The sequence below is a fragment of the Listeria booriae genome (genome assembly GCF_000766865.1).
In the GTDB taxonomy this organism is placed as follows: Bacteria; Bacillota; Bacilli; order Lactobacillales; family Listeriaceae; genus Listeria_A; species Listeria_A booriae.
In genome coordinates this window covers 93,492-118,974 of record NZ_JNFA01000003.1, presented here as the reverse complement: position 1 = coordinate 118,974, position 25,483 = coordinate 93,492, and the positions used below count along the sequence as shown (strand labels likewise).

28 protein-coding genes and 1 pseudogene are annotated in these 25,483 nt (G+C 41.3%); 9 read left to right on the top strand and 20 right to left on the bottom strand.

Going from position 1 to position 25,483, the window contains the following annotated elements; translation table 11 throughout:
• Positions 1-431: 431 nt before the first annotated feature.
• Both perR and EP57_RS01840 read right to left on the bottom strand, forming a co-directional pair.
• Entirely contained in the window at positions 432-872 is a 441-nt protein-coding gene (perR, locus tag EP57_RS01845; RefSeq protein ID WP_036083645.1) for a peroxide-responsive transcriptional repressor PerR, read from the bottom strand.
• 83 nt (positions 873-955) lie between these two features.
• A complete protein-coding gene (locus EP57_RS01840; RefSeq protein WP_036083643.1) occupies positions 956-1,903 on the bottom strand; it encodes a D-2-hydroxyacid dehydrogenase in 948 nt (315 codons plus the stop codon).
• A 138-nt stretch (positions 1,904-2,041) separates the two neighbouring features.
• Between EP57_RS01840 and EP57_RS01835 the strand changes: the two genes are divergently transcribed.
• Positions 2,042-3,334, top strand: coding sequence for a glutamate-1-semialdehyde 2,1-aminomutase (locus tag EP57_RS01835; protein ID WP_036083670.1), 1,293 nt, complete (start codon positions 2,042-2,044; stop codon positions 3,332-3,334).
• An 87-nt stretch (positions 3,335-3,421) separates the two neighbouring features.
• On the top strand, positions 3,422-4,510 hold the full coding sequence (locus tag EP57_RS01830; RefSeq protein ID WP_036083641.1) for an aromatic acid exporter family protein: 1,089 nt from the start codon (positions 3,422-3,424) through the stop codon (positions 4,508-4,510).
• A gap of 22 nt (positions 4,511-4,532) precedes the next feature.
• On the opposite strand, the gene EP57_RS01825 is transcribed toward EP57_RS01830, so the two are convergent.
• Entirely contained in the window at positions 4,533-4,892 is a 360-nt protein-coding gene (locus EP57_RS01825) for a winged helix-turn-helix transcriptional regulator (RefSeq protein WP_036083639.1), read from the bottom strand.
• Between the two features lie 121 nt (positions 4,893-5,013).
• Here EP57_RS01825 and EP57_RS01820 point away from each other — a divergent pair, with 121 nt between their 5' ends.
• The gene (locus EP57_RS01820; RefSeq protein WP_036083637.1) at positions 5,014-5,682 is read left to right on the top strand and encodes an NAD(P)H-dependent oxidoreductase; all 669 of its coding nucleotides are present in this window, start codon (positions 5,014-5,016) and stop codon (positions 5,680-5,682) included.
• Between the two features lie 67 nt (positions 5,683-5,749).
• On the opposite strand, the gene ntdP is transcribed toward EP57_RS01820, so the two are convergent.
• The 7 genes from ntdP to mutY all read right to left on the bottom strand — a co-directional run bounded on the left by ntdP (position 5,750) and on the right by mutY (position 10,813).
• Positions 5,750-6,277 (bottom strand): nucleoside tri-diphosphate phosphatase, encoded by a 528-nt coding sequence (ntdP, locus tag EP57_RS01815; RefSeq protein ID WP_036083635.1) that lies wholly within the window; start codon positions 6,275-6,277, stop codon positions 5,750-5,752.
• Between the two features lie 295 nt (positions 6,278-6,572).
• Positions 6,573-6,851, bottom strand: a complete 279-nt coding sequence (locus tag EP57_RS01810; RefSeq protein WP_036083633.1) for a hypothetical protein — start codon at positions 6,849-6,851, stop codon at positions 6,573-6,575.
• Positions 6,848-7,171, bottom strand: a complete 324-nt coding sequence (locus tag EP57_RS01805) for a hypothetical protein (protein ID WP_036083631.1) — start codon at positions 7,169-7,171, stop codon at positions 6,848-6,850. The genes EP57_RS01810 and EP57_RS01805 overlap by 4 nt, the downstream gene beginning before the upstream one ends.
• A gap of 17 nt (positions 7,172-7,188) precedes the next feature.
• Positions 7,189-8,424 carry a hypothetical protein gene (locus EP57_RS01800; protein WP_036083629.1) on the bottom strand — a complete coding sequence of 412 codons (1,236 nt, stop codon included), beginning with the start codon at positions 8,422-8,424 and terminating at the stop codon, positions 7,189-7,191.
• A complete protein-coding gene (locus EP57_RS16305) occupies positions 8,402-8,833 on the bottom strand; it encodes a hypothetical protein (protein ID WP_052167474.1) in 432 nt (143 codons plus the stop codon). The genes EP57_RS01800 and EP57_RS16305 overlap by 23 nt, the downstream gene beginning before the upstream one ends.
• Before the next feature lie 157 nt (positions 8,834-8,990).
• The gene (fabL, locus tag EP57_RS01790; protein WP_036083627.1) at positions 8,991-9,737 is read right to left on the bottom strand and encodes an enoyl-[acyl-carrier-protein] reductase FabL; all 747 of its coding nucleotides are present in this window, start codon (positions 9,735-9,737) and stop codon (positions 8,991-8,993) included.
• The gene (gene mutY, locus EP57_RS01785; protein WP_036083625.1) at positions 9,737-10,813 is read right to left on the bottom strand and encodes an A/G-specific adenine glycosylase; all 1,077 of its coding nucleotides are present in this window, start codon (positions 10,811-10,813) and stop codon (positions 9,737-9,739) included. Before mutY ends, fabL begins: the two co-directional genes overlap by 1 nt.
• Positions 10,814-11,092: 279 nt before the next feature.
• On the opposite strand from mutY, the gene EP57_RS01780 reads away from it, so the two are divergent.
• A complete protein-coding gene (locus EP57_RS01780; protein WP_036083623.1) occupies positions 11,093-12,073 on the top strand; it encodes a metal-dependent hydrolase in 981 nt (326 codons plus the stop codon).
• Between the two features lie 45 nt (positions 12,074-12,118).
• Here EP57_RS01780 and EP57_RS01775 read toward each other — a convergent pair whose 3' ends face one another.
• On the bottom strand, positions 12,119-12,349 hold the full coding sequence (locus tag EP57_RS01775) for a YfhJ family protein (RefSeq protein ID WP_036083622.1): 231 nt from the start codon (positions 12,347-12,349) through the stop codon (positions 12,119-12,121).
• Positions 12,349-13,161 carry a recombination regulator RecX gene (gene recX, locus EP57_RS01770; protein WP_036083621.1) on the bottom strand — a complete coding sequence of 271 codons (813 nt, stop codon included), beginning with the start codon at positions 13,159-13,161 and terminating at the stop codon, positions 12,349-12,351. Before recX ends, EP57_RS01775 begins: the two co-directional genes overlap by 1 nt.
• Before the next feature lie 100 nt (positions 13,162-13,261).
• On the opposite strand from recX, the gene EP57_RS01765 reads away from it, so the two are divergent.
• Positions 13,262-14,155, top strand: coding sequence for a TIGR01777 family oxidoreductase (locus EP57_RS01765; protein ID WP_036083620.1), 894 nt, complete (start codon positions 13,262-13,264; stop codon positions 14,153-14,155).
• 47 nt (positions 14,156-14,202) lie between these two features.
• Here the strand turns inward: EP57_RS01765 and mprF are convergent, their stop codons facing one another.
• From mprF to EP57_RS01735, 6 genes are all read right to left on the bottom strand, one after another.
• Positions 14,203-16,806, bottom strand: a complete 2,604-nt coding sequence (mprF, locus tag EP57_RS01760) for a bifunctional lysylphosphatidylglycerol flippase/synthetase MprF (RefSeq protein ID WP_036083619.1) — start codon at positions 16,804-16,806, stop codon at positions 14,203-14,205.
• Positions 16,807-16,829: 23 nt separating this feature from the next.
• A complete protein-coding gene (locus tag EP57_RS01755; protein ID WP_036083666.1) occupies positions 16,830-17,495 on the bottom strand; it encodes a VanZ family protein in 666 nt (221 codons plus the stop codon).
• 138 nt (positions 17,496-17,633) lie between these two features.
• Positions 17,634-18,098, bottom strand: coding sequence for a GNAT family N-acetyltransferase (locus EP57_RS01750; protein WP_052167473.1), 465 nt, complete (start codon positions 18,096-18,098; stop codon positions 17,634-17,636).
• Between the two features lie 124 nt (positions 18,099-18,222).
• Positions 18,223-18,564, bottom strand: a complete 342-nt coding sequence (locus EP57_RS01745; protein ID WP_036083618.1) for a hypothetical protein — start codon at positions 18,562-18,564, stop codon at positions 18,223-18,225.
• Positions 18,565-18,601: 37 nt separating this feature from the next.
• Positions 18,602-19,975 (bottom strand): 23S rRNA (uracil(1939)-C(5))-methyltransferase RlmD, encoded by a 1,374-nt coding sequence (gene rlmD, locus EP57_RS01740; RefSeq protein ID WP_036083616.1) that lies wholly within the window; start codon positions 19,973-19,975, stop codon positions 18,602-18,604.
• A gap of 21 nt (positions 19,976-19,996) precedes the next feature.
• The gene (locus tag EP57_RS01735; protein WP_036083613.1) at positions 19,997-20,854 is read right to left on the bottom strand and encodes a YihY/virulence factor BrkB family protein; all 858 of its coding nucleotides are present in this window, start codon (positions 20,852-20,854) and stop codon (positions 19,997-19,999) included.
• 89 nt (positions 20,855-20,943) lie between these two features.
• On the opposite strand from EP57_RS01735, the gene EP57_RS01730 reads away from it, so the two are divergent.
• Positions 20,944-21,165, top strand: coding sequence for a DUF1128 domain-containing protein (locus EP57_RS01730; protein WP_036083610.1), 222 nt, complete (start codon positions 20,944-20,946; stop codon positions 21,163-21,165).
• On the opposite strand, the pseudogene EP57_RS01725 reads toward EP57_RS01730, so the two are convergent.
• Positions 21,093-21,949, bottom strand: a pseudogene (locus tag EP57_RS01725) (AAC(3) family N-acetyltransferase). The gene EP57_RS01730 and the pseudogene EP57_RS01725 sit on opposite strands and share 73 nt — an antisense overlap.
• A gap of 74 nt (positions 21,950-22,023) precedes the next feature.
• Positions 22,024-22,782 carry a type I methionyl aminopeptidase gene (map, locus tag EP57_RS01720; RefSeq protein ID WP_036083604.1) on the bottom strand — a complete coding sequence of 253 codons (759 nt, stop codon included), beginning with the start codon at positions 22,780-22,782 and terminating at the stop codon, positions 22,024-22,026.
• Positions 22,783-23,018: 236 nt separating this feature from the next.
• On the opposite strand from map, the gene EP57_RS01715 reads away from it, so the two are divergent.
• From EP57_RS01715 to EP57_RS01705, 3 genes are all read left to right on the top strand, one after another.
• Positions 23,019-23,465 carry a flavodoxin gene (locus tag EP57_RS01715; RefSeq protein ID WP_036083602.1) on the top strand — a complete coding sequence of 149 codons (447 nt, stop codon included), beginning with the start codon at positions 23,019-23,021 and terminating at the stop codon, positions 23,463-23,465.
• 300 nt (positions 23,466-23,765) lie between these two features.
• A complete protein-coding gene (locus EP57_RS01710; RefSeq protein WP_036083600.1) occupies positions 23,766-24,077 on the top strand; it encodes a hypothetical protein in 312 nt (103 codons plus the stop codon).
• A 114-nt stretch (positions 24,078-24,191) separates the two neighbouring features.
• Positions 24,192-25,424, top strand: coding sequence for an aminopeptidase (locus tag EP57_RS01705; protein WP_036083598.1), 1,233 nt, complete (start codon positions 24,192-24,194; stop codon positions 25,422-25,424).
• Positions 25,425-25,483: the final 59 nt, after the last annotated feature.

Genomic DNA, 25,483 nt, shown 5'->3' with positions numbered 1-25,483 from the left:
TTTCCGCCCTGCGATTCTTACCTGAAAACATTGCTGTTTTCTTGGTTTTATCTTTGTTTTTTGTTCAGTTTTCAAAGGTCAACTTCGCGTTGTTATGACTGGCTGTTTTGTTTTTTGCGACTTTTAAATCATATCATTCGAACGCTTATCTGTCAACAACTTTCTATAAATTATTTTGTGATGTTTTTGTTTGTAAAAGTGTTGAATTAGTAGCGCCGAGAACTAATATATCAATTTATTTGAGCAATGTCAACCAAGTTATGCATTTTTATTTTATTTTTTTGTGTTCTGTACTTGTGTTCCACAAAAATGTATGCGCTAAACATTGACGTGTAGCCGTTTCTGCTTTTATAAATTTATTTGCATAAAATTGATTGATTTTATGCATCCAAAAGAAAAAACCACCAAATTCGAATGACTTGATGGTTTTGTTATTTTAATTTCGCTTGGCATTCTGGACATGTTCCGTAAACTTCTAGTCGATGTTTGTTGACTTCGTAGCCTGTGACGCTGGATGCGAAATGTTCGACTTCATCTAAACCTGGATAATGGAAATCGACTATTTTACCGCATTCGTTGCAGATTGCGTGATAATGTTCGGATGTGGAAAAATCGAAACGGCTCGATGAATCGCCATATGGTAATTCTTTAATTAATCCTGCTTCTCGAAAAACGCGCAAGTTATTGTAAACTGTCGCTACACTCATATTTGGGAAATTCCCTTCAAGTGCTCTGTAAATTTCATCGGCGGTAGGATGGGTATCCGCATTAATTAGGAATTCAAGTATAGCATGACGTTGAGGAGTTATTCTGACTCCAGTTTTTTTCAAGACATCTATCGCCTCTCTTAAATGAGAATTAGACACCGTCATGCACTCCTTTCTTGCTTCATTTTGATTATATATACTCCCATTCTACCTAATAACAGCCCATTCTGTCAATATTCGGGCTTAGTTTAGTAACCGCGGTCTAGTTGGCGTGTATTTAATAATGGTTCTTGTTTTTGAAATCTTTCCAAATTTTCGAGCCATATGTCAAAACTTCTATAGAGGTATCGTGGTGAGTGCGCGGAGACGTGTGGTGTGATGGTGACATTCGGAAAGCTCCACAAGGCATGATTTTCTGGTAATGGTTCGATTGGGGTTACGTCTAGATACATATGGGCAATTGTTTGTTGCTTGGCGATGTCGATTAATACTTCTTCTGTTATCGCAGAACCTCTACCTATATTGATGAATACGGCGGACTTTTTCATTGTCTGGAAATGGTGTTTTTGATAAAAGCCTTTTGTTGCATTGGTTTCGGGTAGTATGGAAATGATGAAGTCACCCTCTGGTAGAACGGTTGTTATGTCTTTGGTTTGGACGGTTTTATCGAATGGGACTTTTTGTTTGCCTGTGGTGTTGATGCCGATGACTTTCATTTGGAAAGCTTTGGCTAGGTGGGCGATTTGAGTGCCGATTGCGCCAGTTCCTACTATGATTAGCGTTTGGTTTGCTAGTTCTGATATTTGATGGTCCGCTCGTCCCCACTGGTGTTCTTGTTGTTTAGCCGCGAAATGAGGCAATTGTTTTACGTAGGATAGCATGTAGGAAAACGCGAATTCAGCCATAGGGATAGCGTGAATGCCTCGGACATTGGTTACGGTGATGTTTTTATCTTGAAGTTTTGCGTGTGGGAGTTCTTCGATTCCTGCGGAGAAAACCATGAGCCAGCGCAGGTTCGTTGCTCGTTCCAGTACTTCTTCTGTGATATCGGAGCCGTAAGAAACAATGCAGTTTATTTCGGATAACGTGTCGCATGCGCGAATATCTTCTATGTAATGATAGGTATTGTCGGGAAACTGTGCTTGTTGCTTTTCTTGTAAGTCTTCGGGGATTGGCATGGTAAATAGAATTTTCATGTTTGTTCACTCCTTTTTCATTTATTTTAGCCCCTTTTTGGCTTGGAAACAATGAACTTGCTTCTATTCATTGCAGTTCGGTTGTTTTTGCACTAAAATGGAGAGGAAGATAGTTTAATGAAGGAGATGTATCGAAAAATGAATCATTCGGAGTCTGAAAAGCTACATACGGAGGCGTTAAAGCACATTGTTGGTGGTGTAAATAGTCCTTCGCGTTCTTATAAAGGTGTTGGGGGTGGAGTTCCTGTCACGATGGAACGAGCAAATGGGGCTTATTTCTGGGATGTTGATGGGAATAAGTATATCGATTATTTGGCGGCTTATGGACCGATTATTACTGGACATGCCCACCCACATATTACAAAAGCGATTACACACGCTGCGGAAACTGGTGTTTTGTATGGTACGCCAACGAAACATGAAGTGACGTTTGCAAAAATGTTGAAAGATGCGATTCCTTCTTTAGAGAAAGTTCGGTTTACGAATTCTGGGACGGAAGCGGTTATGACGACGATTCGTGTGGCTCGTGCATTTACGGGACGTGACAAAATTATTAAATTCGCAGGTTCCTATCACGGACATTTTGACTTAGTACTGGTGGAAGCTGGTTCGGGGCCTTCAACGCTTGGAACGCCTGATTCTGCTGGGGTTACGACGGCAACTGCGGAGGAAGTTATTACGGTTCCTTTTAATGATATTGCGAGTTTTAAAGAGGCTTTGCGTATTTGGGGCGATCAGGTTGCTGCTGTTTTAGTGGAGCCGATTATTGGAAATTTCGGGATTGTCGGTCCGGTGGATGGCTTTTTGGAGACGGTAAACGAGCTGACGCATGAGGCGGGAGCCCTTGTTATTTATGATGAAGTTATTACTGCATTTCGTTTTATGTATGGTGGTGCACAAAATCTCTTGCATGTAACGCCTGATTTGACTGCGCTTGGAAAAATTATTGGTGGCGGTTTGCCGATTGGCGCTTATGGTGGTCGCATTGATATTATGGAAAAAGTGGCGCCGCTTGGTCCTGCCTATCAAGCTGGAACAATGGCTGGAAACCCAGCATCGATTCAAGCTGGGATTGCATGTCTAGAAGTTTTGCAAGAAGAAGGCTTGTATGAGCGTTTTGATAAATTGGGTGTCATGCTGAAAAATGGAATCGAAGCTGCGGCTGAGAAACATGGTTTAGTGATTACGATTAATCAGATTAAAGGTGCGTTGACGGTGTATTTTGCGGATCAAGAAATTGTGACCTATGCTGACGCGCAAGTAACGAATGGCGAGCAATTCGGGCAGTTTTTCAAATGGATGTTGGAAGAAGGAATTATGCTAGCTCCTTCTAAATATGAGGCTTGGTTTATTACAACGGCACATACAGAAGCAGATATTGAAGCAACGATTGCGGCTGTAGATCGTGTTTTTGCAAAAATGGCTTTGTAATTTGTTTGCAATATTAGTTTTACGGCTATATATAGAAAAACGTGCTTAAGTGAAAAGCCAAAACATAACAGAAAGGACTAACCAGCGATGAAATTCGGGGCTAGGATTTTAAAAACAGGTATTGCTATTAGTTTGGCGCTTTTTATCGCGCAACTTTGTCACTCCCCTTCTCCATCTTTAGCGGGGATTTCAGCGATTTTTGCGGTGCAGCCTTCGATTTATAGATCCTATTTAGAAATTTTGCAAAGGGCGCAAGGGAATGTGATTGGTGCGGCGATTGCGATTGGATTTGGGCTTTATATTGGGAATGACTTCATCTTAATCGGGATTGCTTCGATTATTTGTGTGGCGCTCCTCATTCAGTTCAAATTGGAAAACACGATTGGCTTGGCGCTTGTAACGCTTGTTATCGTGATGGATTCGCCGAATAGTGACTTCCTAATGGTTGCCCTCACTAGATTTGGAACGATTATGCTCGGTCTTGTGGCCGCATTCATCGTGAACCTCATCTTCTTGCCGCCGAAATACGAAGTGACGCTCTTCCAGTTTATTTATACGACAAATGATGAAATTATGCGCTGGATAAAGCTAAATTTACGCCATGCTGCTGATTTTCCGCTACTGAAAAAAGATATGAAGTGGATGCAAAAACAGATTACGCAAATGAGTAGCTATTATGAGTTATACCGCGAGGAACGCACTTTCCTCCGGCGAACCAATATTTCTAAGTCGCGAAAAATTGCGGTATACAGGCAAATGATTCTCTGTTCGCAAAAAGGATACGAGTTATTAAAAATACTGCATCGCTATGAAAACGACTTTTTGCAGTTGCCTCCTGAAAAACAAGAGCTGATTCGGATGCAAATTGATTATTTGACGGATACACATGAGCAGTTGTTACTGACGTATATTGATAAGGTTTCAGTGGACTTACATTATGCGGAGAAACATTTGGCGCAAGATCCTCAAGATTTGATGCGGTTGTTTTTAAATGAAATGAAAGAAATGGATAAGGAAGACGATGATGAAGGGATTGACCAGTACCATTTAATGCGGATTATCGCCTGTGTCTTCGCTTATCAGGAAACGATTGATTACTTGGAGAAATTAGTGCATAGCTTTAAATTGCGACATCATGATGAGAATAAGATTGATATTGATGTGCATGATATTTAAAATAAAGAACCGATTTGAAACGCTAAATCGGTTCTTTTGCTATGTCTTTGCGATTTTCTGCAATTGTTTCTTCGTTTTCATATCCCCAGGTGCACATTGCTTCGATGAGTGGAATCAATGTTTCGCCAAGCTCGGTTAAGCGGTACTCTACTTTTGGCGGGATTTGTGGGTAGACTTCGCGGTGAACGATGCCATCTTCTTCTAGCTCCCGCAGTTGTAATGTGAGCATTCGCTGGGTGATTTCTGGAATGAGACGCCTGAATTCATTGAAGCGGATTGTTTTTGTGATTAATTTATATAAAATTTGTAGTTTCCACTTGCCACCAATGACGGATGCTGTGACATCGGCGCCACAGGAAAATGTTGTTTTGCGTTTTGGCATGGTTGAATCCTCCTTTTGATAGTATAAAAATTGTGCCTACCTAACAAAAATGTGCATACTTACTTTTTTTATTTTACTTGGTATACTGAAAATGTCAAACAAATTAGGAGGGATTTACAACATGTCAAAAAAAGAAATGGTTTTAGATGCTTTTAAATATCGCTTTGCTTGTAAGGAATTCGATACGGCGAAACAAATTTCGGATGAGGATTTCCAATTTATTTTAGAAACCGCTCGCTTGTCTCCGTCTTCGTTCGGATTCGAGCCTTGGAAGTTATTAGTGATTGAGAATACAGCGTTGCGCGATGAAATAAAGGAATTCGCTTGGGGAGCGCAAACACAATTACCAACTGCGGATAAGTTTCTGGTCGTATTATCGCGCACAAAGAATTCCCTACAACCAGAATCAGAATACATCCAGAACCACCTGAAAAATGTTGCAAAAATGCCGAATGATGTTGTCGCAGGCTACACGAATCATTTTAAAAACTTCTTAGCAGATGATTTCGATTTGCTATCTGATGACCGTCTTGTTTTTGAATGGGCAAGCCGTCAAGCTTATTTAGCGATGGCAAACATGATGACAAGTGCAGCAACGATTGGTATTGATTCTTGTCCGATTGAAGGTTTTAATAAAGCCGATGTCGAACAATTGTTGGCGCGTAAGGGTTTGATAAACACGGATGAATTTGGCGTTTCAGCCATGCTTGCTTTTGGATATCGCGCCACAGAGCCAACTCGAGATAAAACACGCCAGTCATTAGATGCGCACGTAGAAGTTGTCCTTTAAACAAATAAAACACGCAACATATGGTTTCTAGAATCTAAAACCATATGTTGCGTGTTTTTGCTACTTCTTAGCGATATTCTTTATACTTTTCATACCAAATATCGATGTAGTCTTTAGAAAATGGACCTTTTTTATCCAAAATCCAGTGTGAGAGTACGTCGACATTGTGGCGCAGAATTCGGTCGATGGCGTCTGGATACTTCATTTGTCGTCTATGTTGTTCGTATTCCCCTTCGTCAAGCAAGTGAAATCGCCCGTCTGGAAACACTTTAATATCCAGATCATAATCGATATACTTCACCGCTTCCTCATCCGAGGCAAAAGGCGTACCTAAGTTGCAATAGTGATATATCCCGTCTTCCCGAATCATTGAAATCACATTAAACCAATATTCACTGTGAAAATAACAAATGGCAGGTTCGCGGGTTACCCATTTCCGACCATCTGATTCAACCACTAAAGTGTGATCGTTCCCACCGATAATAACGTTCTCCGTAGATTTCAATACAACCGTTTTTTTCCAAGTACGATGAAGTGAACCGTCGTGTTTGTAGCTTTTGATTTGAATTATTTCTTTTTCTTTAGGTAAGTACATCTAATATCCTACTTTCTCCATGTACTATCGATCTAACATCCGCTTCCATTATACCATGCAATTCGTTGTATAAAAAATGAAAAGGGTTAACTAAAAAGCGGAACACGTGCGTTTAGGCATGACAGAAACTGGAGAAGTCGCGGGAAAAGTCCTTTTTGAGGGATCTGGAGTTTCCGAAGGACTGGCGTATGGAGCAGGATTTACTAAAAACTGTGAGGCCTGAAAGAGCTTGAAGTCGAAGTTTTCAAAATCCTTTTTGGTTTTTGAAAACCTCGAGACTTACTTTATTTAGTATTTATACAAGCTGTTGAAGCTTCTTATGATGGATAGCCAATGTTTCTTTTACTTTATCTCCAAACTGCCCTTTTAAATTGTGACTTATGCTTCCTGTTATATGTTCTACACTGTTTTGCGTAGTTTTGATAACATCCTTGCTCTTTTGTGTTACATCTTGCTGGTTAATTTGGCTCTTGTGTATCGCTGATGATGCTACTGCTAAATTAATCATCATTTTTTCGGTCTCTTTTTTTAGTTGTAGAATGAATTGTTCATCTAGTATTGATGTTTCTGTCATAAGGATGCCTCCTGTTCACTAGAAGTTCGTTGTTGTTTGCGATAATCCAAAGTTAATTCTTCCATCTCATAATCCAAACGTTGCTGCTCTTTACTATGTTGCACAGCTAGTTCCTCTTTTATTTCTTCTAATTGGTGCATGCCTCGACGTATATCCATCGTATCTGGTGCGAAGTCCTTTAAATAATAATGACTTGCTTCTGCAATAGCGTCTAAAGCCTGCATTCCTTTATTTTTCTGTTGGTACAATCTCTCTTCTTTCTCTGCCAATCGCTTCTTATCGCGTAAATAATTGTCCTCTAAACGCTGTTGCGAGTCCATCTTTAGCTCCCTCTCTTTCAAAATTGGATGTCTTTTGCTAACTGCTGATCCTTCGCTAATTGCTGGTCAATGCTCGTTTGAATTTCACTGATTAATGTGGTGTATTCCTCCAGCATTTGCTTAGCACTAGCTATTCTTTGTTCATAAAAGGCGGTTGGTTCGCCGACAATATTTGCTTGGGTCGCTCCTCCACTAGCTAAAGCTCCAATTACTTCCTCATAACTTAAATCCATACCAATTCCCTGCGCACGCTCTACAGTTTCTTTCCATAGTGCCTCTGCTTCAGTGATTGCTTGTTGGTATTCTTTGATGACAGTATTCAAACCATCCTGCATCATGGTTGAAACGCCGTTTACTACAATCAATGCTTCTCCGCTATTGATGAATATTTCTTCCGATGAAGATAGTCCGCCATGACTTTTTCGTAGTTTATTTGATAGAACAGAAAGATTCCATAATTGATACCGTGTGGTGGCTTCCATTTGAGCCAAACGTGAATCCCTGCTTGAACGACCTGGCGCTATCAGGTTGCCACTTTTGTCAAACTGCCATGTACTTAAACCGTGATAGTCTAAAGATTTCGCCGGATTATAGCCACCTGTTGATACATCTAGTAAAATTGCCGCGCCAGTTTTATTGCCACCAAAATTACCAATTTTATCGTAATTATTTCGATAGTTAGCTAGTAAACCTGGATTTTCTTTAATCCATTTTTTTGCATCATCAGATAGAATGTTATATGGGTCAGGTCCGTTGAAGCCTGTATTCTTCCATTTATTTTCTGCTGCTATGTAAATCGCTAAATATTCACCGAGAGAATGACCTGTTGTTGAAATTACTGCATTAGGGTAGCTTTTTTTAATACTTGTTGCGAACTTTTGCGCTGAAATGGCTTGTCCGTCGATTTTTTTAGGGGCGCTCCACCATTGTGGGATGGATAAATCTATATCTCCTCCAACTACAGTGGTGGCGTCTGTTAACACATCTAATTTGTCATCAAAATCGGTTCCTGCATATGCAATTATTACTTCAGATGTATCCGCAATGCCATCTTTAATCGGCGCCACAGCCATTGCCTGCATACCATTTTTATTGTTGTCTGCTACTTCCAACACTATATAAGACTGCGATAATTTTGTTCCTTCTAAGATATCACCTTTTTGCAATGGAGCTCTGTCTTCATTTTTTGCTCGTGTCTTATCTATTTGGTATGCTTCATCTGCGAAGACATTATAATCCCGTTCCGTCGCCATTATTCCCCCTCCAATACTTTATTTTAACATTCTCCAAATTTTCATTTGAACTCGTTTTTTTCTTATTTAAATCGAATGTCTTAGGGTTAACCCGAATACCTATATCATCAAAATCAGATAGATGACGCATCGAAAAGGTCAATGTACTACCATTGTTTACATCGATAGATCCATGCCAAAACCCTGTTTCTTTTGTTTGAGTAACTGGATGAAATTCTATAGTACGAACATCTTCATAATTGCGAACCAAATATAGTGCCATGTATTCCTCAGCCTTTACTATTTGTTGTGCTTTTTTTTCATGCTCAACTTCTTTCTTATCCAAACTATTCATATAAATTTTACCTCCTATCAAAATAATTACGATAACAGCAGCAATCGAAATCAACCATATGTATTTTTTTTGCATCATGAACCTCCTTTTATGCTGTAATAAATGTAAGTCATCTTCTATAAAATGGTAACATATTCCGAGTTTTTTGTAAACGATTGCGAGAAGTGATGTACAAAGTAATTAAAAAAAGCCTCGATGGACATGAAATCCATTGAAGCTCTAAACTCTCAACTCAAACCAACAAAGTCCTGCCACCGTCTACCACAATCGTCTGCCCGCGAATCATATCTGCTTGCTCACTTACTAAAAACGATACGGTTTTCACTAAATCCGATGCGGCAACCATACGTCCTGCAGGTGTTTTAGATACGGCATCTGCTAGCAATTCTTCACGATTCGGGAAATGATCTAACGCGTCTGTTTCAATCAATCCGCCTGAAACGGCATTGACGGAAATTCCCATCGGAGCTAGTTCTACGGCTAGGTAGCGAGTTAATGATTCTACTGCGGCTTTTGAGACGCCTACTGTCGTGTAGTTTTCTAAATAACGGATGGCTCCGATTGAGCTTAGGCTTACAATTTTTCCACCGCCGTTTTGTTGCATTCTTTTTGCTGCTTCTTGGCTTGCGAACAATAACGCTTTGGCATTGATGTCCATTGTCCAATCCCAGTGCGACTCGGTTAATTCCATGATGGGACGCAATACACCACTTGCTGCGTTGTTTACTAATACGTCCAGACGGCCGAACGCTTCATCAATCTCCTCGAACATGCCTTTTAATTTCGAGACATCTCCTACATTGGCACGTACTAAGACGGCTTTTTGGCCTAGTGCTTCTACTTCTTTTGCTACTTCCTCTGCCTTACTTCTACTTCTAGCAAAATTAATCGCGATATCATATCCTTGTTTGGCTAAATCTAACGCGATTTCACGTCCGATTCCGCGGCTACTTCCTGTTACTAATGCTACTTTGTTCATTACATTGTTTCCCCCTTTTGAAATGCTTGCCACATTTTTTGATATGGGACTGGGAATGCCAAGTGCTCCATCTCTGCTTTTGTGACGGTTTTTAATTTTAAATCGCTTGGTTGGGTGGTAATCGCTTGCGCTACGAAAACATCGACTTCCCAAACGAGATGTGAAAAAATATGTTTGACGTGTGTAATTGGCTCTGGTTCTAATTCTAGCTCGATGCCGTATTCTTGGAGAAATGCTAGTTTGAGCGCTTCTTGGTTATCGGTCTTTGCGACGGTTGGAAATTGCCAAAGATTTGCGAGCAGGCCTGTGTCTGGACGTTGTTCAATGATGAATTGCTCCTCGCCTTGTTTAACAATAACGGAAGATAAGAAGACTTTTTTGACTTTTGTTTTTTTGATTTTAACTGGGTATTTCTCTTCTTCGCCTTTTTGGTGGGCTTCGCAAAAGGATTGCAGTGGGCAGATGAGACACATCGGTTTTTTCGGTGTGCAAACAAGTGCGCCGATTTCCATCAGACCTTGATTAAATTCGCCTGGTTTGTCTGGATCAATCAGTGTGTACAAGGCTTTTTCGAAGGTCTTGCGTGTTTTTTGTTTCATGATGTCTTCATCAATTTCCAGCACTCGGGAGATGACGCGCATGACATTACCATCGACGGCTGGCTCTGCTTTTTCATAGGCAATGCTTAAAACGGCGCCTGCTGTGTACGGTCCAACCCCTTTTAATGCTAAAATTCCTTCTAAATCATTCGGAACAATGCCGTTCATTTCGTAGACGACCGTTTTCATTGCGGCTTGTAAATTTCGGACACGCGAATAGTAGCCAAGTCCTTCCCAGGCTTTTAAAATCCGTTCTTCTGGGGCATCCGCGAAATCTTTCATCGTTGGAAACCATTCCATAAAACGGTCAAAATATGGCATAACTGTGTCGACTTTTGTTTGTTGAAGCATAATTTCTGAGACCCAAATGCGATAAGCTTCCGTATTTTCACGCCACGGTAAGATACGCTTATTTGTTTCATACCAGTCGATTAGGGATTTCCTAAACGCGATTACTTTTTCATCATTCCAATTCATCGTGTATTACTCCTCGTTTTCTGTGTATATTCTCATAGTTTTCTAATGCACGTTTGGACGGATTCTGTAGTATAATGTAAGTAGGAAAAAAACTTCCCCCGCCTCAATTTTTAGCAACGTTTCTATTATACAGAATCGAGCTTTAATTGGACAGCCAATTGCTTTATGAGGAAGTTTTCGTAAATTGAAAAATAAGATTGGAAGCCTTGTTTGAAGACATCTCAATATTGGCTTTTTGTTGTTGATGGAATGCTAGTCTTATTTTGAGGAGGAAATACATTGGATACTGGTACACATGTCGTAATGGGGATTGCCTTAGGTGCAGTTGCTACAGCTGTTGACCCTGCTATCGTCGGTAGTTCCGCTGCCATTGGTATCATGACAGCCACCATTATTGGCTCACAAATACCGGACATTGATACTGTTCTGAAATTAAAAAATAACGCGGATTATATTCGCAATCATAGAGGAATAACGCATTCACTTCCAGGTCTAGCGATTTGGCCATTGTTGCTTTCTGTTATTCTATATTTAATCTTTCCAGCGGCGCCGTTCTGGCATTTGCTACTCTGGACGTTTGTCGCGGTTTGTCTGCACATCTTTGTTGATATTTTCAACGCGTACGGGACACAGGCAATCAGGCCGTTTAAGGATACTTGGGTCGCCTTCGGGTTTATAAATACCTTTGATATCTTTATTTTCGCTTCTCATGTTGTTGCGATTATTATTTGGTTGCTTGGTGCGCCTGCAACGACAACATTCTTTACGCTCTATGCGATACTTGCGGTTTATTATGTCGCGAGGTATATTACGCAGCGAGTTATCACGCATGCCGTGAAGAATTTGATTCCGGATTCGGAGGAAGTCATTGTTGCTTCTACGATTCGTTTCTTCCAGTGGCGCGTTGCTGTAACAACGAAAGATCATTATTACGTGGGTCGCGCGTTTAAACGCAATATCTCGATTTATGAGAAATTTGATCGCTTACCGGTTCCTGATAACGATATTATCCATGCGGCGATGAAAGATAAGAATTTAGCGGCGTTTGTCTCGTTCTCTAAAGTCTATAACTGGCGCATTGAAGAAAAAATGGACGGCACTTATGTCACATTTACCGATTTAAGATATCGCAGTAATGGCCATTATCCGTTCGTTGCCGTTGTGAAGTTAGACGACGATTTACAAATCATATCTTCTTATACTGGCTGGATTTTCAGCGACGAGAAACTGCACAAGAAATTACACCCCGTTACAAACTAATACAAAAACAGACCCGCTCTTGAAATGTAAGAGAAGGTCTGTTTTTTAGTTTCTATCTTTGCGTTCTACTAAATGAAGTGAGGCACCGTGTTGTTTGATCTGTTTTGCTACATAATCACTGGCGTATTCTTCTCCGCGGTACGGGTAACCTGCTTTGGCATAGCTTGCTTCAAAGTCTGACCAAAGCATTTCCACCCACCATAAGGCTTCGTCTGCGGTTAAATTCGGGTTTACTTCCATTAGTTCGGTTTGTAATTTCTCAAAATAGGCTTGCATTAATCTTGCTCCTCTTCAAAATTGATTTCATGTTCTAACATATAATCTTGGATGGTCGTATACGAAAAACCTTTTTGTTGTAGTGATGTGATTGTTTTTTGACGGCATTTCGCTGGACCGTAACGTAAGTTCTTGCGTATGAGTTTGGCGATTTGTTCACCTAGAATATCTTGTTCTTGCTCTTCGGAGAATTCTTCGAGAGCGATGATGGTGGCTTCTTGGGCAAGTTCGGTCGTGTAGCCTTTTTGCAATAGTTCCGTCATTAGCTTTTGTTGGAGCTGGCGTTTGGCGGATTTGCGGCTGCGGTTGACGATTTTCGTGGCGAGTTTGACCGCATTTTCTAGCTGGGTATCGTCTTTGAAATCAAGTAGGGCTTCTTCGATGTATTCGCGGACGATGCCTTTTCCGACAAGCTCTCGTTCGATTTGGCGTGGTCCTTTGGATGTTGTGTTCATTTGGGTGCGGACATAAAGATGCGCGAACTCCAAGTCGTTGATGTACTTCATTTCTGCCAGGCGTGTAATGACGATGTTGATTTCATCTTCTTCCATTTCGGCTTTTGCCAAGTGTGTGCGTATTTCTTTTTCTGAGCGGACGCGGTGTGCTAGGAACTGAATGGCTTTATTTAAACCGCGCCGAATTGCGTCTTCTTCTTGAATTTCGGCCAATTCTGCTTCGGTTAGCTCGCGATCTTTAAAAAGCTGGTATTTGGCAAGGACAACCTCGTCCACGCTAAACAAATATTTCCCAGCTACGAAGACGTTATATCGTTCTTTATTTTTTTGCTGTTGTGAAACGGATGATATTTTCACTGTTATCGCCTCCTATTCTCTATTCTATCATACGCAATAACTCGTTTTAAAGCTATCTAAAAGGGAAATGTATTATAAAACTAACATAGGGGTGAACAATATGAATATTTTAATGACTGGTGGTACTGGTTTTGTAGGTACGCACCTTGTGAAGGAACTTGTTGCGCGAGGCGACACGGTTTATATTTTGACGCGGCAGGAACGGACAGATTCGGAAAAAATACATTATCTCACTTGGCTAAATGGTCAACAGCCTGATTTGACGGGGATTTCCATAGATGTGTGTATTAACTTGGCGGGTGCGGCGATTGCGGATAAACGGTGGACGGAAAGTCGGAAAAAGCTGATTTTAGAAAGCCGGGAAATGGCGACAGAAGCGCTTGTGTCGATTATTCATGACTTACAACCGAAGCCTAAACTGTTAATTAATGCGAGTGCGATTGGCTTTTATCCGACTTCGCAAACCACGTTCTTTTTGGATACGGAAGAACATGAGGCGGCTGATAATTTCTTAGCTGAAACCGTGATTTCTTGGGAAAAAGCGGCGCGGGCTTCGGGTATTCGGACGGTATTTACGCGGTTTGGGCTGATTTTAGGAACGGACGGTGGTTCATTGCCGCTACTTACGAAACAGTTTGCATATCTTGCTGGTGGACCGCTTGGTGACGGGAATCAGTGGTATTCTTGGATTCATATTGATGACGTGGTTCGGGCGTTGCTGTTCATTATGGAAACGGATGCGTTGGAAGGTGCAGTGAACATTACGGCTCCCCACCCTGTCCAACAGAAAAAATTCGCAGAACTTCTCGGCCAAGCAATGAGACGCCCAGCAAAAATTGCAACTCCTGCCGCGATGATTCGGCTCGTTTTAGGTGAGCGTGCTTTGTTAGTATTAGAAGGTCAGCGCGTATATCCGCAAAAACTACTCAATCAAAATTTCGAATTTACATTTCCGAAAATTGAGGACGCGTTGACGAATTTGATAGAGGAATAAAAAATAAGGCGTTGGAGACTTCTCTTGAAATCTCTGACGCCTTATTTTTATTTTGGTTCTTCGGCTATAAGTTCTTCCAGAATCTCTTCTTCCCGTTCTTCGATGATTTGTGCTTTAGGTAGTGGGCGTTTCTTGCCTACCAATACCATGAGCTGTAGCATCGTGAACGCGATGGAACTACGTTTTCGGAAGGCTACGAATTTTTGGACCCAGGTGGTGACGTATTTGGATTTGTAGTTGCGCAAGCCTTGGAAACCGTAGAATCCTTGGCTGTAGCGATATACTAATCCGGCTAATCGTTCTCCTAAAAAGGCAAACTGTGAGGAGCCTACGTTCGATAGTGGCGCCATACCAGCATTGAAAATTTGATAGCCTTCTGCTTGTCCGTGTTGGAAAAGGTTGATGAAAAGGAAATCCATAATGCCGCTCGGTGCATCTTTGCCGTAACGCATTAAATCAATGGATGTCATTTCGTCGTTGTAACATGGCATCATCGAAGCAAAAGCAATAATTTCGCCTTCTGCATCTTTGGCAATGGCAACCGGGGCTTGTTCTAAGTAATAAACATCAAAGAACCCTAGTGAAAAACCTTTTTCTGTTCTGCCATCCAGCCAATCATCGGAAATATCACGCAGTCGCTGAATTGTGCGATCGTCGAAGCTTGGGTGAATAATTTCAAAGGTGTAGCCTTCACGCTCGAATTTATTCATTAAAGCACGTTCACCTTTGCGTTTTTTACCTGTTAATGTGAATTCTGGTAAGGATACGAAGCCTTCTTCTCCTATTTTCATGAAGTCAAAACCGTGATCGTGGAGGAATGCTAGCATGTCGACGTCTACTTCATAGAAAACTGGACGGTAGCCGTAGCGGTCGGCGTATGTCATGAGTTCTTCTAGCGCATCTTCGAGATAATCGGGATCACCGACGGGTTCGCCCATGATGACCATTTTATCTGCTGCGACTTTGAAAGGAAATAGTAATTTGTCGTCTTTTGACCAGAATAATAGTTTGTCGCGTAGGAACATGGTGTGTGTGACTTCGTTGCCTTTGTATTGCGCGAGATGTTTGCGTAAACGTCTTGCATCGAACGGTTCGCCGATTGTGATATTTTTTCCTGAGAAATAGTAGAAAATCACGATTAAGCTGATGACGGCGATGGCAACTCCGATAAATCCGGTAATCCAGACGTGTTCTGACGGGATTAATAGGAAATCGGGAATTTTCTTGTGATGCGGTACACGTGGTGAGTTATAAATCCCAATCACGACGTAGCCAACAAGACATACGAGAAATAGCGCGCTATCGAAAATGATTTTGCTCCATGTGTAGACGAGCTTTTCCCGGTAAAACTCGTTTCGTGCTAAGTAGACACAGAATAGGACGATACCAAGAAAAATGGCTGCCTTGACGGAGAAACCTTGCGCCAACGTGTTGAAAATCGCGCAACCAAGTACGACAATCGTTGTCACGTATGCTTTCGTCACTTTGCTTTCAATCCCACGTGCCAAACCTAGCAACAGGAAACCGAACGCAATCATCGTGATCTGTGATACGAAGAAGAAGCTGAATGGTGCTAATTTATAAAGCAATGGCAAATGGTAAATCGCATTTGGAATCGCCGCGGAAATGATAAGCATAAGTCCTGAGAAATAGACGAACAAGACGAGAAATCGGTGTGCTAGTTTTTGTAGGAACAGTCTTGGTAGGCCTTCTAAGTAGTCGTTGAACTTCTTCCCTGCTTTTTGGACGAAGAATAGTAGTCCTGCCGCGAATGGAATGATGTAGTAGAAAATACGGTAGAACAAGAGCCACGCGACACTTAGTTCTGTGGAAACGCCTAGTTGTTCTAGCCCTAGAATCATCACGACATCAAATGTTCCGACACCACCAGGAACCATCGAGGCAATCCCGATAACGGACGCGATAACAAACAATGGGAAAATTTTTGCGACGTCGACTGGTTCGTTCATTAAAACACCGATAATCACAAAACACCCGAACGCAAAAGCCCATTCTAACAAGGATGCCAAAATTAGCAATAGTTCGCGTTTTAGCGGTAAATCTTCGAATAACGTCTTACTTTTCCATTTCGTGATGATGAATAGCACTGGGAAATACAAACCTCCAGCGAGTAGCCATGGCCAGTAATTCCGGAAATGATCCGCGAAGTTAGGGATGAATAGCGTGACTAAGCCGACGAGACAATAAATCGAAAGTCCAGAAACTAGAAATAACGCAATTTTTGAAATGGCTAGGAGAATTTGTTTATGGTTCGCATTCTTGCCGTAGAAACTCGCGCGTAAGGAAGCGCCTAGCACCCCGCCGAAGCCGCCGATGTTTGTAAATGTGTTTGTAATCCAGCCTGACGTGATGATATGGCTGATTGGGAACTTTCCTGGAAGGAGTTTCACGATTACAAAGTCATATAAAAGCATTGGTGTTACTGCAATTAGCCCTACAATAATCATGATGAGAATACTTTGGGGGCTCTGTGATGTTAAGTTTTCTTTTAGTGTACCGAAATCGGTTGTCGTTCCGATACTTATAATTTCATAAGCCACGAAGGCCAACACAAATAAAACGAAGATGATTTTTACTTTTAGGCTATTTTGTTGGAACCATGCGACTATTTTTGCGAAGCGTTCTTTCATTATTTCATTCTCCTTCACTGCTGTTATTTCATTCGTTTGCGAACACTCGGGATGCATAGAGCGGCTAAAACGCCAATTAAACCGCTGAGCGTATTTAAAATGATGTCGTCGATGTCTGTGGAACGATTTTCAGGTAGCGTAAGGCCTGCAAAGCCAGTAATAATCGTTGTTTGTAGGAACTGGATAAGTTCAATTCCTGTTGAGACTAGTACGGCGGTTAGTAAAGCTGGGCCGATTTTTTTTAGAATTTGGAAATAAAGTAAGAAAAACGTGAGTGGCGCTAGTAGTAAAACGTTGCCGACAAGCTGAATAATGGTTGGCATTGTAACAAATGTTTGGTGTAGCGTGTTTTCGATAGTCGTGAATGGGACCAGATTTACCATTTCACGTTGAATATGAAACGCACCTGTATACGTACTGTTAACAATGTCTCCTACTGAAATGTATGTAACTAAGTGATGTAACACAAATAAATATAAGATAAAAACAGCAAGCCAAATGATGTCGATATTCTTTCTTACTATTGCTTTTGCCGTAATAAAAAGGGAAATCCCTCCTAGTATCAAGCCGTTCGTGATTGCGTTTATTAATTCCGATTCACTACTGAAGTCGATAGCTAAGTATACCCCATATGCGATATATAAAAACGGAATCAGTAATACGAGAAACCGTATTTTGTCATTTTTCATGTATTCGTGCCACGCTTTCTTATCGACGAAATGTCTCATTTTAGTGTAACAAATATCCTGTGTAATAGGAACTTACATTATTGCAAGGTTTGTATATAAAAGGCTTGGAGCAATTACGAAAAGACTCCAAGCTGGTAGTTATATGTGCAGGGCATAAACGTATTGTTCGCCTCGTGGTCCCATGACAGTACGCGTCGTATCGGTAAAACCGCTCTTTAAATAGGCTTTTTGGGCGGGAATGTTACGAACATTGACTGCTAGGACGATGGTTTGTATATCGCTGAAATGCTTTTTTGCAAAACTAGGTAGCAGTTGTAAGGATTGTTTCGCGTAGCCTTTTCCTTGTTGGTTTGTGTCAATGGAATAGCCGCGCAGTAAGATTGTGTTTGGTTGGTCGGTGTAGATTGCGACATCTTCGCCATTATCTAGGACGAAGAAACCGACGATATCGGATGCGTCGTACACAAGAACGCTGTGGTAGCTTGGTTTAAGATCGATAATTGCCGTTGGATGGGCGCAAAATGTGTCGTTTGTTAATGTGTAGTTGGAAAGCGCTTGAAGTTCAGCTTCGGATTGTTGGAAAAGCTGTAAAATTAGTGACAAATGAATCACTCCCGTTTGTTAATTTTTGGATCTTTTTTCTCTTTAATTATGGATTAAGTATAGCAGATATGTAGGAAATAAAAAAGCCCTGAAGTTTGTGGATTCAAGGGCTTTTTCTATGTGTTTATTTGATGATTTTAAGAATGTATTCAGCGGAAATCTGAGCGGGTTCGGTTTCTTTTATGATGACTGGAGGCTTTAAGTAAATCTTAATTTTGTCTCCAATTTTTAAATCTGACGGATCTATTTTATCGCCTTTTTGATTGAATATGTTGTTTATTTCGGCTAATTCATAATTTCCAGCTGAAAGATTTAGTTTCTCGCCGCTAATCCATTTCATTTTGTTTACTCGTAAATTGATGTCATAAATAGTTGCACTGTAGACCGTATTTTGTTCTGGTGCTGTGTTACTACATGCAGTTAACAACAGTAAAATAACGACAAATGGGTAGATGAATATTTTCATTGTTGCCTCCTACTTGATGTTTTAGAACTTTAACATATTACGATTTAAGCGTTAGTAAGGTCACGCTTTCCACGTGTGCCGTGTGCGGGAACATGTCGAGTGGTTGGATGTATTTGATGTTGTATTTCTTTGCTAGTAGTTGGATGTCGCGCGCCAATGTTGATGGGTTGCACGATACGTAAATGACTTGTTTTGCGCCTGTTTTCAAGATGGATTGTATTAATGACTCCTCACAGCCGACGCGTGGTGGGTCGACGATGATTGTATCTGGTTTGAAGCCAGCTTTGATCCATTTCGGGAAAACTTCTTCTGCTTTTCCGGTTTCAAAAGTCGCGTTTGTAATGCCTGCTCGTTTCGCGTTTTCATTGGCATCGGTAATAGATTCGGCAATCGTGTCCATACCGCGGACTTCGGCGGCTTTACTTGCTAGAGATAAACCAATTGTTCCAACACCGCAATACGCATCGACGATTTTTTCGTTACCAGTAAGGCGGACTGCGCGGGCTACTTCACGGTATAGTTTCTCTGTTTGTGATGGATTTAGTTGGAAGAAAGCTCTGGCAGAAAGATCGAATTCGATTTCGGCAAGTTTTTCGGTGATTTTTTCTTTGCCTGCTAAATGCATTGTTTCTTCGCCAAAAATAATCGATGTTTTGGCTTGGTTAACGTTTTGCATGATGGAGACAACTTCGGGAATCATCGTTTGAACGCGTTCGATAAGTTCGCGTTTGCGTGGCAACTTCTTGCTGTTGGTTACGAGAACAAGTTGGATTTCACCGGTTTTGATGCCTGTGCGCACGACGATGGTACGTACAATGCCGCTATTGCGCTCTTCTTCGTAGATGGGAATTTCTAGTTCTTCGAGTAAATCGCGCACGAGATTCGTTACTTTGACGGTATCTGGGTGCTGCACAATGCAGTTTTCGATTGGAACAAGTTCGTGGCTATCTGCGCCAAAAAGTCCTGTTTCTACAGTGTCGTCGATTTCGCGAACTTGAAATTGGCTTTTGTTGCGGTAGCCCCAAGGGTTCCCCATGCCGATCGTGTCGCGGATGTTGATTTGCTCCAAATGGAAACGGGTATGTTTTTCAATCGCCTGAACGATAAGGTCTTTTTTCATTTTGAGTTGTTCTGGGTATGCTAAATGTTGTAATTGACAGCCGCCGCATGCATCGTAGACTGGGCATGGTGCTGTGACGCGATGTTGTGATTTTTTGCGGATTTTACGGATTTTTGCTTCAGTGTATCGTGGGTTCACTTTTGTTGCTTCGACCACGACTTCTTCGCCAGTTAGCGCGCCTGGAACGAAGACGACCGAACGTTTGAAATAGCCGATACCTTCCCCGTTGATGCCGATTCGCTTAATTGTTAGCGGAAATTGTTGTCCTTGTGTTACTGGATTTTCGCTCAAAATACTCTCTCCTTTATTGTCTTAGTTAATCTCGCCGACCAATTTCTTCTGTTTCAAAATGCTGAGTGCTGCGTTAATTTCGCCACCAATCATCAAAATAATGCCTGTCAGATAAAACCATAACATCAAAATAATGATAACTCCAATACTGCCATAAGTTGCCGAGTAATTCGCAAAGTTATTCACGTAATAAGCGAAGCCAAAAGAGGCCGCCGCCCAACCAATCGTCGCAAAAACTGAACCTGGCAAAATACTAAATAAGCGACTTCTTCTATTCGGTGCAATCCAAAAAATGAATGTAAATACGATAAAAATAACAGCTAGTGTCACGACCCACCGGAAATTATTCCAAATGTCTAACGTATCTTGTGACACATGCAAATGATTAAAAATAAACATCCCGATTTGCTGACCAAATACGAGTAAGAGCAACGTCACGGTAATAACCGCTAGCATCCCAATGGTAAACAACACAGAAAGCAGGCGTTTCACAAGATAGTTGCGGCGATCGAGCACGCTATACGCTTTATTTAAAGCTTTTGTCGTTGCGTTCATGCCATTGGAAGCCGACCACAATGTTGCCAAGATTCCGATAGAAAGCAATCCGCCTGTGTGACTATTTAAAAGCTGGTCTAAATTCGTATTAATAAAATCGTAAATTTCTTCTGGAACAAACTGTTTAATCGTTGTAAATAACTGATCTTGATCGATATTAAAGTAAGGCAGTAAAGATGCCACAATAAGCAACATCGGAAAAATGGAGAATAGCATATAATAAGCCAGTTGTGCCGCACTTCCCGACACGTCATTGGCGGTAAATCGCTTGCTGATAATCATGCCGAAGCGAACTAAGTGATTATTTTGCAGTTTTTTAAACATTTGTTTCCCCCTTCCCCATAAATACTATTTGTGGCGCGCTTCCCCCTCTTTATGCTACAATTTTTGAAGTATGAAAGGGTGTGCCAAACATGAATTTAGAAAATCCATCACAAGAAAATGTGACGTATATGTTGAATGAAATTACTGCCAAATTAAAGATGGTCAATGCTTCTGTCTTTGAAAATTTGACATTAGAGTCGATTCATTATGAGTCTCTCGTGGATATTTATACGGTTATTCATCGCAAAAAAACGATTAGCTTGCGTGAAATGCAACTTTTTGCGGAAGAATTGCGGACTATTCGGAAATAACGAGTGCCGCGTAATCGATTAAGTCACACATATCGAATATTTTAGTAGGTGCACCAGCTAGCGTCGTCGGTTGGTGGCCTTTTTCTTGTTCATACTGACGGCCGACTTTGATGAAGGAATCGCTGTTATATGCGAGTTCATCGTAGGCTTGCCAAACTTTCACGCCGTTTTTGATGATTGGCGATTTTTCTTGTCTTATTTTGCGGATGCCTGCTTGATGTTCAGCAAAATGGAGGGATGTATTTTTATCGTGATCAACGCCTAATAAGACGATTTTGGCTTTTAGTTCGTAAAGTCTGGCAAGTGGTGATTGTTCACCGAAACCGAAGTTAAGCGCGTGTTTTTCTGTGATGAGTGCTGCGTTTTTTCCCCATGCGCAGAAGGAATATTTCGGATGAAGACTCCGCCTTACATCTGGCATTTTGCGAAATGTTTCAGGAATGACACCCATGAAAAAGGTCGGTGTTTCGTCTGGATGATATGCTGGCATTTCTTCGTAGATTGTCGGCCACCAGCTTTTAGGAACGGCTGGATTGCGCCATGTTGCTGGGTCTGAAAGATTCGTGCTTTGTGTTGGCATGACTAGATTTCCCTGCTCTGTCACGGCTTGTTGAAATGCTTTAATGACTGCGACATCGCCACCACACACCCATCCTGCTTGGCCTAGCGCCGAATGCAGAATAACGGTGTCCCCTGCTGTGATGCCTAGTGTATGTAACTCTTTACAAATCGAGTCTACTGTATTTGGTATCTTCGTTCTGTTGATTGCTCTTTTTTCACCCATTTTTTTCACCCTTCGTTAAAAATCGAAAAATTTAGGTGCATCGCCTTGTTAAGCAACACACCTAAGCTTGGAGTTTAATCGTTTTCTCCTTGATATGTCAAAATCTCTGGACCATCCTTTGTAATCGCGATTGTATGCTCGTATTGTGCGGAAAGTGAACCGTCAACTGTACGGGCCGTCCAACCGTTATCATCCATTTTTGCTTTCCAGCCGCCGATATTGACCATTGGCTCGATCGTGATAACCATGCCTTCTTTTAGACGTAAACCTTTACCTGCAGTGCCGAAATGTGGTACATCTGGTTTTTCGTGCAATGTTGGGCCAACGCCATGACCGATGAATTCACGAACAACAGATAAGTTCTCGCCTTCTACGTAGGTTTGAATCGCATGTCCGATGTCGCCGATGCGATTGCCAACTTGGGCTTGTTCAATACCTAAGTACATTGATTTGCGCGTTACTTCTAGCAAACGCTCTACTTCTGGTGTCGCTTGCCCAACTGCATACGTCCAAGCAGAGTCAGCAAGTGCGCCGTGATAATTAACAACCATGTCGACCGTGACAATATCGCCTTCTTTTAGCGGTTGTTTGCGCGGAAAACCATGGCAAATTTCATCGTTAATGCTGGCACATGTCGCGTACTCATAGCCTTCGAATCCTTTTTGCTCTGGTGTTGCATCATTTTTACGCAAAAATTCTTCTGTAAAAACTTCGATGTCCCATGTTGTGATGCCTGGTTTGATTAATTTCTTAATTTCTTTATGTGTCGCAGCAAGGATTTCTCCCGCGCGCTTCATTTCGTCGATTTCGCGTCTTGATTTTAGTGTAATCATTTTTTACATCCCTTCTCTTCATACAGAAATTCTCACTTCTACCATTATAGCTTGCTTCCCCACATTTTGAAAGTGTGAATATGACGATTTAGCTAATTTTGACGGAAATTCTTGCAGTTTTTCTGAAATTCATTATAATGGAGGTATTAGTGAATGATGAAACAAGCATTTTTTGATGTCAAATGTGCTTTTTGTTTGAACTTAAGAACTTATAGAAAGAAATGGTGATGTAGATAATGGCAAAAGTGATGATCGTATATGCCAGCATGACTGGAAATACAGAAGAAATTGCAGATATTCTAGGCGAAGAGTTAGAGAAATACGATATTGAAGTCGAAATTGAGGAATGTATCTCGGTGGAGCCAGAAGCATTGTTGGAGTATGACGGCGCGCTAATCGGCGGCTATACGTACGATGATGGTCAGCTTCCTGATGAGTTTGTAGATTTCTACGAAGATATGGCAGACGTTGATTTTTCTGGCAAAATTTGTGCTTCTTTCGGTTCAGGTGACACGTTCTATGACGAGTTCTGCTTAACGGTTGATCTTGTTGAGAAACGCTTGAAAGAACAAGGCGCAACGGTCCCAGTGGAAGGTCTAAAAGTAGACTTAGATCCTGATGAAGATGACGTTGTTCGTGCTGAAGCATATGCGAAAACATTTGCGGATGCGTTATTAGGTTAAATAAATCGCCCAAAATGCGTGACTGTCGTAATGACGGTTGCGTGTTTTTTTGTGGGGAAAATAATTTGGAAATCGCTTTTTGAATGCGCTGCAAGATGATGTATTAGCCATTGGTAGACAAGGTTTGCGCCCTAGTTAGTCTCCTAACTCAAATAGACTAATAGGTCTTTGAAATCATGTTTTGCTACAGATAAAATTCATGAAAAGATGACAGAACTTAGTTTTCTATTTTTAGAGGTGGTAGACGCTCCGAATCGGATATGGTAAGGTTAATAGATTGAGTATTTAAGGAGTGTTACAATGACTTTCAACGAATTTTCGATCTATATGTCCGAAAACTTAACGAGTAAAGCTACATTTTATCAAAAAGCAATGGAGTTCCAAAACGAGAAAAATAAGAAGCGCCCTCCTGCAAAACGTTGGAAAGACGTGAAATTAGAGCGGGCAGTAAACGCTATGTGGCAAGATATTATGAAAACAATGTACGATAAAATAAAGCCCTCAATTAAGCGTGACGCGCCCGATTTACGCCAAGCTTGGCTCGATTATTTTACGAAATACGAGATTTTAGATTCAATGGACGAGGCATTGGCTGAGATTGAATTTGAGTAGAATTTTTAGGTAACTTTGGTTTGGATAATCCTCCCTACCGAGCGTTGCAATCACTTGCTTTACGCCTTTTTTTGAGATACAATGCCTTTATTGAATAGAAAAGGGGTGCTACATATGGCAACATTTAATGAGAAATTAGAAAAGTATGCAGAATTGATCGTCAAGGTTGGGGTAAACGTTCAGCCTAACCAGAAAGTATTCATTAACAGTTCTGTAGAAAGCGCGCCGTTAAGCCGATTGATTACGAAAAAAGCGTATGAAGTTGGAGCTAGCGACGTTATTATTAACTGGGCGGATGATGAAATCACGTTGCTTCGTTATCAGCACTCACCAATCGAAATTTTCGAAAAGGCGGCATTACATCGTGCAGCAGAGCGTATTGAGTATGCGCGCGAAAATGCAGCGTTTATATCGATTGTATCTGAAAATCCAGACTTGCTAAAAGGTGTCGACGGTCAAAAAATCGCGGCAAACCAAAAAGCAACAGGTCAAGCGTTGGAAGAATTCCGCCAAATGATTCAGTCAAACGCAGTGAGCTGGACAGTTGTCGGTGGCGCATCTGTGGGCTGGGCAGCAAAAGTTTTCCCAGACTTGCCTGCGGATGAACAAGTTCCTGCTTTATGGGAAACAATTTTTGAAACAACACGTATTAACACAGCTGATCCTGTACAAACATGGAAAAACCATGATGAATCGCTAAATAGCAAAGCTGCTTATTTGAACGAGCAACAATATAAAGCGCTGCATTACACGGCTCCTGGAACTGATTTAACGATCGGTCTTCCTGAAAATCACGTATGGGTTGGTGCTGGTAGCCAAAACAAACAAGGCAAAGAGTTCATGGCGAACATGCCTACCGAAGAAGTCTTTTCTTGTGCCGAAAAACATAGCGTTAATGGGTATGTTTCAAGTACGAAACCGCTTAGCTATGCCGGTAACATTATCGATGATTTCAAAATCACGTTCAAGGATGGTCGCATCGTGGACGTTGTAGCTAAAGAAGGCGAGGCAATTTTGAAAGATTTAGTAGCAACAGATGAAGGTTCGCATTATTTAGGCGAAGTGGCGCTAGTTCCAGACCCTTCTCCAATTTCGCAATCTGGTATTCTGTTCTACAACACGCTATTTGACGAAAATGCTTCTAACCATTTAGCAATCGGTAGCGCGTATGCCTTCAACATTAAAGGTGGCGAAGAAATGAGTCGCGAAGAGTTAGAAAAAGCTGGTGTAAATGCAAGTATGACACACGTTGATTTCATGATCGGTTCTGATAAAATGAACATCGACGGCATTACAGCATCTGGCGAAAAAGTTCCTGTCTTCCGCAATGGCGACTGGGCGTTCTAATTTCTACACACATTTAAAAACCACCATTCTTTAACACAACTAGCCCATGGAATGCGACG